Origin of the sequence: Micromonospora sp. 15K316 (genome assembly GCF_004348525.1) — a bacterium.
Lineage (GTDB): Bacteria > Actinomycetota > Actinomycetes > Mycobacteriales > Micromonosporaceae > Micromonospora.
This window is the reverse complement of the sequence record NZ_SMKG01000231.1, coordinates 1-9,068: the sequence shown is the minus strand read 5'-3', so window position 1 is coordinate 9,068 and position 9,068 is coordinate 1. Positions and strand designations below refer to the sequence as shown.

The window sequence follows — 9,068 nt, the reverse complement described above, 5'->3', positions numbered from 1 at the left end:
CCCTCCCCGACGCCGACCCCGGGTACCCCTCGGGTCTCGGCCCGGCCCATGCCGCCCCGGCGTCCGGCCGCGGCGACCCCGGGACCGAAGCCCAAGGGCCCGGTCCCCGGTCCGCCGCAGCCGGCGGCCCCGGTCGCCAAGCCGGCGAGCGCGCACGACATCGAGGTGGCGGCCGCCGAGGCGCGCGCCGCCGCGCTCAAGGCTGAGCAGGAGGCCGCGGTCAAGGCCGCGCAGGCCGCCCGCCAGCAGCAGCGGGAGAACGTCCGCCGGGAGCCCCCGGCCGAGGGCGGTCCCCGTCCGGGTCCGCGTCCGGGTCCGAACGCGGTGCCGCCGCGTCCGGGTACCCCGGCCGCCGGTCGTCCCGGTGGCCCGACCCCGGGTCCGGGTCCCCGGCCGGGTGGTCGTCCGCCGGCGCGCGGCGCCGGTAACAACCCGTTCGGAATTCAGGGCGGCCAGCAGCAGCGGCCGCCGGCCGCCGGTGCCGGCGGTCCCCGGCCGAGCCCGGCCGGCATGCCGCCGCGGCCCAGCCCGGCCTCCATGCCGCCGCGGCCGAGCCCGGCCTCCATGCCGAGCCAGCGGCCCACCACCGGTCGCCCCGGCGGTCCCGGTGGCGGTCGTGGCGGCCCCGGTGGCGGCGCAGGTCGTCCCGGTGGCGGTGGCGGCTTCCGCGGCGGTCCCGGTGGTGGCGGCGGTGGCGGTGGCTACCGCGGCGGCCCCGGTGGTGGCGGCGGTGGCGGTGGCTACCGCGGCGGCCCCGGTGGCGGTGGCGGTGGCGCTCCCGGCGGCGGTTTCCGTCCGGGTGCCCCGGCCGGTGGCGGCGGTCGCCCCGGTGGCGGCGGTCGTGGCCGTGGCGGTGGCGCCGCGGGCGCCTTCGGGCGTCCCGGTGGTCGTCCGACCCGTGGCCGCAAGTCCAAGAAGCAGCGCAGACAGGAGTTCGACAACCTGTCGGCCCCGACCATGAGCTCGGGCGCCCCCCGGGGTCAGGGTCAGGTCGTCCGGCTCTCCCGTGGCGCCTCGCTCTCGGACTTCGCCGACCGGATCAACGCCAACCCGGGTTCGCTGGTCCAGGAGATGTTCAACCTGGGCGAGATGGTCACCGCGACCCAGTCCTGCTCTGACGACACCCTGCTGCTGCTGGGTGAGCACCTCGGCTTCAACGTGCAGATCGTCAGCCCGGAGGACGAGGACCGCGAGCTGCTCGCGCAGTTCAACATCGACCTCGACGCCGAGGTCGCGGAGGACCGCCTGGTCAGCCGGCCGCCGGTGGTGACCGTCATGGGTCACGTCGACCACGGTAAGACCAAGCTGCTCGACGCGATCCGCAAGGCGAACGTGGTGGCCGGCGAGGCGGGTGGCATCACCCAGCACATCGGTGCCTACCAGGTCCACGTCCCGCACGACGGCGAGGACCGGGCGATCACCTTCATCGACACCCCGGGTCACGAGGCGTTCACCGCCATGCGTGCCCGTGGTGCCCAGGTCACCGACATCGTGATCCTGGTGGTCGCGGCCGACGACGGCGTGATGCCGCAGACGATCGAGGCGCTCAACCACGCCAAGGCGGCGGACGTGCCGATCGTGGTGGCGGTCAACAAGGTCGACAAGCCGGAGGCGAACCCGGACAAGGTGCGCCAGCAGCTGACCGAGTACGGCCTGGTCGCCGAGGAGTACGGCGGCGACACCATGTTCGTCAACGTGGCCGCCAAGCCGGGCATCGGCATCGAGGAGCTGCTCGAGGCCGTCCTGCTGACCGCCGACGCGTCGCTGGAGCTGACCGCTCCGATCGACGGGCCGGCGCAGGGTGTGGCCATCGAGGCGCACCTGGACAAGGGTCGCGGCGCGGTGGCGACGGTGCTGGTGCAGAAGGGCACCCTGCGGGCGGGCGACTCGATCGTCGCCGGTGGGGCGCACGGCCGGGTCCGCGCGATGCTCGACGAGAACGGCACCGCGGTTGCCGAGGCGGGTCCGGCCCGTCCGGTGCTGGTGCTCGGTCTGACCGCGGTGCCGGGGGCGGGTGACACGTTCCTGGCGGCCGAGGACGACCGCACGGTGCGGCAGATCGCCGAGCAGCGGCAGGCACGGCGGCGGGCGGCGTCCTTCGCCAACTCGCGTGGCCGGGCCACTCTCGAGACGCTCATGGAGCAGCTCAAGGAGGGCGAGAAGACCTCGCTCAACCTGGTGCTCAAGGGCGACGTCTCCGGTTCCGTGGAGGCCCTCGAGGACGCGCTGTTCAACCTCGACATCCCCGAGGAGGTCCAGCTCAGGATCATCCACCGGGGCGTCGGTGCGATCACCGAGAGCGACGTCATGCTCGCGAGCGCCTCGACCGAGGCGGTCACGATCATCGGCTTCAACGTCCGGGCCGCCAACAAGGTTCGGGAGATCGCCGACCGCGAGGGCGTGGAGATCCGGTACTACACCGTCATCTACCAGGCCATCGAGGAGATCGACGCGGCGCTCAAGGGGCTGCTCAAGCCGGAGTACGAGGAGGTCGAGCTCGGCACCGCGGAGATCCGCGACGTGTTCCGCTCGTCCAAGATCGGCAACATCGCCGGTTGTATCGTCCGCTCCGGTCTCATCCGCCGCAACGCGAAGGCGCGTCTGCTGCGGGACGGGGCGGTCGTGGCGGAGAACCTCACGATCAACTCGTTGAAGCGGTTCAAGGACGACGCCACGGAGGTCCGGGAGGGCTTCGAGTGCGGTCTGACCCTGGGTGGGTTCAACAACTTCCAGGTCGGCGACATCATCGAGACCTTCGAGATGCGGGAGAAGCCGCGGGTCTGATCCCGTGCTGAAACGCTGATCAAGGGGTTTACGCCGCCCGGCGTAAACCCCTTGATCATGCGGGGTGGGCTGCGGGTATCGTCCGGGGCGATGTTCACCGGAACCGCGGTCTTCGACCTGCTGCTGCCCGGCGACTCCCGGTCGCTCAAGGCGAAGAGATCATACGTACGTCCCATCGTCGCGGCGCTGCGCCGCTTCGAGGTCTCCGCCGCCGAGGTGGGGGCGCTCGACCTGCACGGTCGGGCTCAGCTGGCGGTCGCCGTGGTGGCCGCCGAGGCGTCGCACGTCCAGGAGGTGCTCGACTCGTGCGAGCGCCTGGTCGCCGGCCGTCCCGAGACCGAGCTGCTCTCGGTCCGTCGCCGGCTCTACGGCGAGGACGACTGACGCCGTCGCCGACGTCGCCACCGCCCGGTGGCGCCGCCGCCGGCTCCGCGCGCCGGGTCATACCGCGCGGGTAGTGTTCGAGTTGTTGGCCGGTCGGGCCCGCGGCGCGTCAGTCGGCCGCGTTCCGGCCGGGAGCGGGACACCGTGGAGGTGGCGAAGATGACGGATCCGGCCAAGGTACGCCGGCACGCGGAGCGGGTGCGCGAACTGGTCGCGTCGGTGGTGCGGAGCCAGATCAAGGACCCGCGCCTCGGCATGATCACCATCACCGACGCCCGGATCACCGCCGATCTGCGCGACGCCACGGTCTTCTACACGGTCCTCGGCGACGCGGCGGCGCAGGCGGGCACGGCCGCCGCGCTGGAGAGCGCGAAGGGCATGCTGCGCAGCACGGTGGGCAAGGCCCTCGGGCTGCGACACTCGCCGACGCTGACCTTCGTCCTCGACGACGTCCAGGACCAGGTCAAGCACATCGACGACCTGCTCGCCGCGGCCCGCAGCGCCGACGCCGAGGTGCAGCGGATCGCCGCCCGCGCCCAGTACGCGGGCGACGCGCAGCCGTACCGGCTCGACGAGGACGCCGAGGACAACGAGGACGCCGAGGACGCCGAGGACAACCCGCCCGCCGGCGGGGACCGGCGGTGACCGGCACGTCCGGCACGGCCGGTGCCGTCGTCGAGGCGGCGCCGGTCGACTCCGGCCCGGGCCCGGGCGACTGGGCGGCCGCCGAGTCGCTGCTGCGGAGCCTGTCGCCCGAGGCGCGGGTGCTGCTCGTCTGCCACGTGAACCCGGACGGGGACGCCCTGGGCAGCATGCTCGGCTTCGCGCTCGGTCTGCGACGGCTCGGCGTACGCGGGATGCAGGCGACCTTCCCGGGCCCTCCCGAGGTGCCCGTGCCGTTGCAGGGCCTGCCGGGGCTCGACCTGCTGGTGCCGGCGACCGAGGCGCATCCTGCGCCGGATCTGGTCATCTGCTTCGACGCGGCGAGCGAGTCGCGCCTCGGCGAGCTGGTCGACCGTCTGGACACCGCCGGTGCGTCGCTGGTGCTCGACCACCACGCCTCGAACACCCGCTTCGGCGGGGTGAACCTGGTCGACCCGTACGCCGCCGCCACCTCGGTGGTGGTCGAGCAGCTGCTGACCCGACTCGGCGTCGGGCTGGACGCCGGGATCGCCGAGTGCCTGTACGTCGCACTCACCACCGACACCGGTTCGTTCCGCTTCGAGGCCACCACCCCGGCCGTGCACCAGCTGGCCGCCCGACTGCTGGCCACCGGCATCCGCCCCGGCGACATCTCCCGGCGGGTCTTCGACACCCGGCCGTTCGGCGCGGTGCGACTCTTCGGCGAGGTGCTCGGCCGAACCCGGCTGGAGCCGGTCGCGGCCGACGGGCGAGGGCTGGTCTGGACCTGGGCCACCCTGGACGACCTCGCCCGGCACGACCAGCGGCCGTACGTGCTGGAAGCGTTGATCGACTCGGTGCGGTGCACGGCCGAGGCGGACGTCAGCTGCGTACTGAAGCAGACCGCGCCCGGCGAGTGGGCGGTCTCCCTGCGCAGCAAGGGCGGGGTCGACGTCAGCCGGGTGGCGCTCGCGCTCGGCGGTGGCGGGCACCGCTTCGCCGCCGGGTTCACCGGACGGGGCACCGCCGAGGAGGTCGTCGACCGGATCCGTGGCCAGCTCGACGCCGCGGTGATCCCGTCCGCGACCCTCTGATCCGCCGGCGGCTAGCCTCCGCGGGTGCCCGCCCGGCGCGCCGGGGAAACGACGGCCTTTCCGCAGCCGGTCGACGCGGGGAGAATCACGGGATGGAGCAGCCCCGCGAGCTCACCGTCGAGGCGCCCCGCGCCTGGGACCGTCCTACCCTCTCCATCCCCGTGCTGGCCTGCCTCTCCCTGGTGGGCGGCCGGTTCGCCTCCTTCTCCACCGAGGCCAATCTCTACGTCCTCGGCACCGGCGGCCTGCTGATCTGGCTCGGTCTGAGCAACCGGGTGCCACGCCGGCCCGCTCCCACCCGGCTCGGCTCCGGCGCCGTCTGGTGGACCCTGCCGATCGTGGTGTTCGGCGTCTTCGAGGGCGTCACCTTCGTGGTCGCGGCGGGCGACGACTTCCCCACCTTCTCCCGGCTGGCCGATCCACTGCTGGAGGATCACCTGCTCCGGTCGGCGGCCTGGTTCGCCTGGCTGGCCGCGTTCTGGGAGCTGGTGCGGCGATGATGCGGGCGTTGGCCATCGGTGGCTTCCTCACCGCGCTGGCGCTCTTCGCGGTCATGGAGTGGCTGGCGCGCCGGGAGGGTTCCCGGATCCCGACCCTCGGCGATCTGTGCGCCTACGTGATGCGCTACGAGGTGGGCCCGGTCCCGGTGGGCAGGATCGGACTCTTCGGGTTCTGGTGGTGGCTGGGCTGGCACTTCCTGGCCCGGTGACGTCGCGGGCCCGACCGTCCGAATGCCGGGAACCGCACGCGGGGCCGGCTGACTGAACGCTAATTTGGGAATCGGCCGGCGTCGTGCTCATCGGCGCAGGTCGTGGGGGTGGTGCCGCACCCGGCCCCGCCTCCCTCCAGGGTCGACAGACCCGGGCCCGCGCCGCCCGACCGGCCGCTCCGGTGACCCCGGACCGTCGGCACGGCGCTTCGCAGGATCGCCCGTGCGAGCCACCGCCTGCCGGTTGGCGCACACCCTGGAAGGGAACGCCACGATGTCGAGCAAGCCCAAGCCCGAGCCCAAGCCCGTCGACGAGGCCCGCGAGCAGGTCCGCCGCGCGTTGCAGACGTCGATGGACACGCGTCAGTGACCCGTACCTGCCGGTGGTGACGCGGCCGGCGTCCCGCGCCGACCGCGTCACCGCCCCGGGCACCCACTGCCCGACCACCGCCGAGAACGGCCCGGCCGCTGTCGGCCAGCCCGACCGTCGGTTGGCCTGACCGTCGGTTGGCCTGGCCGCCGTTGGCCTGGGTGCTCTCGGCTGTCCTTGAGTGGCGTGACTGTCGTCGGTTGGCCTGGCCGTCGTTGGCCTGGGTGCTCTCGGCTGTCCTTGAGTGGCGCGACTGCTGTCGGTTGGCCTGATTGGCCCGGTTGGCCCCCGAGCGGCCCGGCAGCCATCGGCTGCCCGACCGCTGAGGCACGGCTGCCGGCTGGCTCGGCTGAAGTTGGCGGAGGTTCACCGCGTCGGTCGAAGATCCACTCGAGGTCATTGAAGTCGGGCTCATATCCCGTCTCGACACCCCGACTTCAAGGAAGTCGAGTCGATCATCCCGTGTCGCGCCGGGTCGCCGGGCGGCGCCTTGCCCGACAGTGTGGCCGCGCCCGGCGGTGCCGACGACGCGCCGTTCCGCAGCGCGCGGCCGTGGCGACGCGCTGTCGCGGGGCGGGTGTGGCCGGGCGATCCGAGGTCTTCGGTAAGTTCCTGCGGGTGTTGCGATCCTTACGTCGCGCATGCCAGGATCGGCGGCGATGACACAGACCGCCCCCGCCCCACCCGCCGCGGCGAGCCGGATCGCCGCGCTCGCTCTGCCGGCCCTCGTCGTGCTCGCCGCCGAGCCGCTCTACGTGCTGGTCGACACCGCGGTCGTCGGTCATCTCGGGCGGGTGCCGCTCGCCGCGCTCGCCGTCGGTGGCACGGTCATGACGCTCACCGCGTGGCTCGGCACCGTCGTGGCGTACGGCACGACGGGGCGTTCGGCCCGCCGGTTCGGCTCGGGGGACCGGGCGGCCGCCGTCGCCGAGGGGGTGCAGGCGTCCTGGCTGGCGTTCGGTGTCGGAGTGCTGGTCGCCGTGGCCATGCAGCTCGGCGGCGGGGCGCTGGCGCGTACCCTCGTCGGAAGCTCCGGCGAGGTGGCCGACGCCGCGGCCCAGTGGCTGCGGATCGCGGCGCTCGGCGCCCCGGGGTTGCTGCTCGCCGCGGCCGGCAACGGCTGGCTGCGCGGCGTCCAGGACACCCGCCGTCCGCTCATCTTCGTGCTCGGCCCCAACCTGCTCTCCGCGCTGCTCTGCCCGCTGCTGGTCTACCCGGCGGGGCTCGGCCTGGCGGGCTCGGCGGTGGCGAACGCCGTCGCCCAGACCCTCGGCGGCGCGCTCTTCGCCGCGGCCCTCGTCCGCGAGGGGGTGTCGCTGCGGCCCCGACTCCGCCTGATCCGCCAGCAGTTGGTGCTCAGCCGCGACCTGCTGATCCGGGGTGCGGCCTTCCAGGCCAGTTTCCTCTCGGCGACGGCGGTGGCCTCCCGCTTCGGCGCGGCGGCGGTGGGCGCGCACCAGATCGCCCTGCAACTCTGGTTCTTCACCGCGCTGGTCCTCGACGCGCTGGCCATCGCCGCCCAGTCGCTGGTCGGCGCGGCGCTCGGCGCCGGCGACGAGGCCGGCGCCCGGGATTTGGCCCGCCGGATCGGCCTGCTCGGCGGCGCCTGCGGGGTCGCCTTCGCGGTGCTGATCGGCGCGGGCGCGGGTGTCGTCCCGTCCCTGTTCAGCTCCGATCCGCTGGTACGCGAGCAGGCCATGGTGGCGTGGCCGTGGTTCGTGGCGATGCAGCCGCTGGCCGGGGTGGTCTTCGCCCTCGACGGCGTGCTGATCGGTGCGGGTGACGTGCGTTACCTGCGCAACCTCACCGTGGTGGCGGCGCTGGGCGGGTTCCTCCCCGCGATCTGGCTCGCGTACGGGCTCGACCTCGGGCTCGGCGGGATCTGGGCGGGCCTCACGCTCTTCGTGGTGCTTCGCCTGGTCGCGCTGCTGCTGCGGCTGCGCTCCGGCGGCTGGGCGGTCGTCGGCGCGGTCCGCTGACGGGCGTTCGGTGACGCGGAGCGCCGAGCGCGCAGGTTGCCGGCCGGTGGTCCCGGTGACCTCCACCGCCGACGCCGGTGTCGGCGCGGGGCCCGCCGATCGCTTCTGGCAGGCTTGTCGGTCGTGAGCGCAGACGGTCTGATCGTGGTGGACAAGCCCGGCGGCATGACGTCGCACGACGTGGTGGCGCGGATCCGGCGCCTGGCGCGGACCCGGCGGGTCGGGCACGGCGGCACGCTCGACCCGATGGCGACAGGCGTGCTGGTCATCGGGGTGGGGCGCGCGACCCGGCTGCTCACCTACGTGATCGGTGCGGGCAAGAGCTACACCGCCACCATCCGCCTCGGCCAGTCGACAGTCACCGACGACGCCGAGGGCGAGGTGATCCGCTCCGTGGCCGCCGGTCAGGTCGGCGACGAGGCCGTCCGGGACGCGCTCGCCGCGTTGACCGGTGAGATCGACCAGGTGCCCAGCGCGGTCAGCGCCATCAAGATCAACGGACAGCGGGCGTACAAGCGGGTACGCGAGGGGGAGAGCGTCGAGCTGCCGGCCCGGCGGGTCACCGTCTCCCGGCTCGACCTGCTCGCCGTCCGGCGGGACCAGCCCGACGTGGTCGACGTGGACGTCGACGTCACCTGCTCCTCCGGCACGTACATCCGGGCCATCGCCCGGGACGCGGGCCTCGCGCTCGGGGTAGGCGGACACCTGACCGCGCTGCGGCGTACGGCGGTGGGAAGCTTCCCCCTCGCGGAGGCCGTCACCCTCGACGAGCTCGAAGAGCGGGCCCCCGAGGTGGTGACCCTGCCGCTCGCCGCCGCCGCCGACCGCTTCTTCCCGCGCCGCGACGCCACCGCCGCCGAGGCGACGGTGCTCTCGCACGGCGGGCCGCTCGATCCGGCCGGGATCGCCGGGCCGTACGCCGTCTTCGACCCGGCCGGCGGCCTGATCGCTATCGTCAGCGAGCGGGAAGGCCGGGCTCGCGCGGAGATCGTGCTCGCCCCGGCCTAGGGGCGGCAGCCGGCCCGACGCCGGCATCGGTGGAGGCAGCAGCCGCCGGGGAACCGGTGGAGTTACAGGGGAGGATCGGCATGCAGCGGTGGCGGGGGTACGACGCGGCACCCGGTGGG

General features: G+C 73.9%; 9 protein-coding genes. All 9 read left to right on the top strand.

The features are described 5' to 3' along the window. Positions 1-2,784: translation initiation factor IF-2 (gene infB / locus E1211_RS27510; protein WP_132352378.1), on the top strand; the 2,784-nt coding region annotated here is incomplete at its 5' end. A 90-nt stretch (positions 2,785-2,874) separates the two neighbouring features. Further along, positions 2,875-3,168 (top strand): DUF503 domain-containing protein, encoded by a 294-nt coding sequence (locus E1211_RS27505; protein ID WP_132352376.1) that lies wholly within the window; start codon positions 2,875-2,877, stop codon positions 3,166-3,168. A 159-nt stretch (positions 3,169-3,327) separates the two neighbouring features. After that, the gene (gene rbfA, locus E1211_RS27500) at positions 3,328-3,813 is read left to right on the top strand and encodes a 30S ribosome-binding factor RbfA (protein WP_132352374.1); all 486 of its coding nucleotides are present in this window, start codon (positions 3,328-3,330) and stop codon (positions 3,811-3,813) included. Continuing rightward, complete coding sequence (locus E1211_RS27495) at positions 3,810-4,883, top strand: bifunctional oligoribonuclease/PAP phosphatase NrnA (RefSeq protein WP_132352372.1); 1,074 nt, start codon at positions 3,810-3,812, stop codon at positions 4,881-4,883. The genes rbfA and E1211_RS27495 overlap by 4 nt, the downstream gene beginning before the upstream one ends. Positions 4,884-4,975: 92 nt before the next feature. Further along, the gene (locus E1211_RS27490) at positions 4,976-5,383 is read left to right on the top strand and encodes a hypothetical protein (RefSeq protein WP_132352370.1); all 408 of its coding nucleotides are present in this window, start codon (positions 4,976-4,978) and stop codon (positions 5,381-5,383) included. After that, positions 5,383-5,592 carry a DUF6186 family protein gene (locus tag E1211_RS27485; RefSeq protein ID WP_207915532.1) on the top strand — a complete coding sequence of 70 codons (210 nt, stop codon included), beginning with the start codon at positions 5,383-5,385 and terminating at the stop codon, positions 5,590-5,592. Before E1211_RS27490 ends, E1211_RS27485 begins: the two co-directional genes overlap by 1 nt. Before the next feature lie 223 nt (positions 5,593-5,815). Further along, positions 5,816-5,962 carry a hypothetical protein gene (locus E1211_RS32760; protein WP_165947356.1) on the top strand — a complete coding sequence of 49 codons (147 nt, stop codon included), beginning with the start codon at positions 5,816-5,818 and terminating at the stop codon, positions 5,960-5,962. A gap of 659 nt (positions 5,963-6,621) precedes the next feature. Continuing rightward, positions 6,622-7,941 carry an MATE family efflux transporter gene (locus E1211_RS27480; protein WP_132352366.1) on the top strand — a complete coding sequence of 440 codons (1,320 nt, stop codon included), beginning with the start codon at positions 6,622-6,624 and terminating at the stop codon, positions 7,939-7,941. 123 nt (positions 7,942-8,064) lie between these two features. Continuing rightward, the gene (gene truB, locus E1211_RS27475; RefSeq protein ID WP_132352364.1) at positions 8,065-8,949 is read left to right on the top strand and encodes a tRNA pseudouridine(55) synthase TruB; all 885 of its coding nucleotides are present in this window, start codon (positions 8,065-8,067) and stop codon (positions 8,947-8,949) included. Positions 8,950-9,068: the final 119 nt, after the last annotated feature.

Bases quoted from the DNA above. Each gene is read 5' to 3' on its own strand.
- rbfA (WP_132352374.1), top strand. From the start codon at position 3,328: ATGACGGATCCGGCCAAGGTACGCCGGCACGCGGAGCGGGTGCGCGAA.
- E1211_RS27480 (WP_132352366.1), top strand. From the start codon at position 6,622: ATGACACAGACCGCCCCCGCCCCACCCGCCGCGGCGAGCCGGATCGCC.
- E1211_RS27485 (WP_207915532.1), top strand. From the start codon at position 5,383: ATGCGGGCGTTGGCCATCGGTGGCTTCCTCACCGCGCTGGCGCTCTTC.
- E1211_RS27490 (WP_132352370.1), top strand. From the start codon at position 4,976: ATGGAGCAGCCCCGCGAGCTCACCGTCGAGGCGCCCCGCGCCTGGGAC.
- E1211_RS27505 (WP_132352376.1), top strand. From the start codon at position 2,875: ATGTTCACCGGAACCGCGGTCTTCGACCTGCTGCTGCCCGGCGACTCC.